Origin of the sequence: Actinomadura sp. NBRC 104425 (genome assembly GCF_030269545.1) — a bacterium.
Lineage (GTDB): Bacteria > Actinomycetota > Actinomycetes > Streptosporangiales > Streptosporangiaceae > Spirillospora > Spirillospora keratinilytica.
The window spans coordinates 1-1,207 of record NZ_BSTN01000082.1 but is presented as its reverse complement, the minus strand read 5'-3'; the positions used below and the strand labels follow the sequence as shown (position 1 = coordinate 1,207).

Here is a 1,207-nt window from a genome sequence, read left to right as displayed (position 1 = left end):
GACGGAGGACGAGAGACATGGGACGTGCGGTCGGTATCGACCTCGGGACGACCAACTCGGTCGTCGCGATTCTGGAGGGCGGCGAGCCCACCGTCATCGCCAACGCGGAGGGGTCGCGGACCACGCCGTCCGTCGTCGCCTTCGCCAAGAACGGCGAGGTGCTGGTCGGGGAGGTCGCCAAGCGGCAGGCGGTGACCAACGTCGACCGCACCATCCGGTCGGTCAAGCGGGAGATGGGCACCGACTGGAAGAAGCGCATCGACGACAAGGACTTCACCCCGCAGCAGATCAGCGCGTTCGTGCTGCAGAAGCTCAAGCGGGACGCCGAGGCCTACCTGGGCGAGACCGTCACCGACGCGGTCATCACCGTGCCGGCCTACTTCTCCGACCACCAGCGGCAGGCCACCAAGGAGGCCGGGCAGATCGCCGGGCTGAACGTGCTGCGCATCATCAACGAGCCGACCTCCGCGGCGCTGGCCTACCACCTGGAGAAGGAGAACGAGGCCACGATCCTGGTGTTCGACCTGGGCGGCGGCACGTTCGACGTGTCGCTGCTGGAGGTCGGCGACGGGGTGGTCGAGGTCAAGGCCACCAGCGGTGACAACCACCTGGGCGGCGACGACTGGGACAACGCGATCGTCCAGTGGCTGGTCGAGCGGTTCAAGAACGCCAACGGCGTCGATCTGTCCAAGGACAAGATGGCGCTGCAGCGGCTGCGGGAGGCGGCCGAGAAGGCCAAGATCGAGCTGTCCAGCTCCTCGGAGACGCAGATCAACCTGCCCTACATCACCGCTTCGGCGGAGGGGCCGCTGCACCTGGACGAGAAGCTGTCGCGGGCGGAGTTCCAGCGGATGACCGCCGACCTGCTCGAGCGCACCAAGAAGCCGTTCCACCAGGTCATCAAGGACGCCGGCATCAGCGTCAATGACATCGACCACGTCGTGCTGGTGGGCGGTTCGACGCGTATGCCGGCGGTGACGGACCTGGTCAAGGAGCTGACCGGCGGCAAGGAGCCCAACAAGGGCGTCAACCCCGACGAGGTCGTCGCGGTGGGCGCATCGCTGCAGGCGGGTGTGCTCAAGGGCGAGGTGAAGGACGTCCTGCTGCTGGACGTCACGCCGCTGAGCCTGGGGATCGAGACCAAGGGCGGCATCTTCACCAAGATCATCGAGCGGAACACCACCATCCCGACCAAGCGGTCGGAGGT

Annotated in this window: 1 protein-coding gene; it reads left to right on the top strand. The window is 66.9% G+C overall.

Features of this window, described 5'->3' with window-relative positions; all coding sequences use genetic code 11:
- Positions 1-17: 17 nt before the first annotated feature.
- The coding region (gene dnaK, locus QSK22_RS33195) for a molecular chaperone DnaK (RefSeq protein WP_285498461.1) at positions 18-1,207 on the top strand (1,190 nt) is incomplete at its 3' end.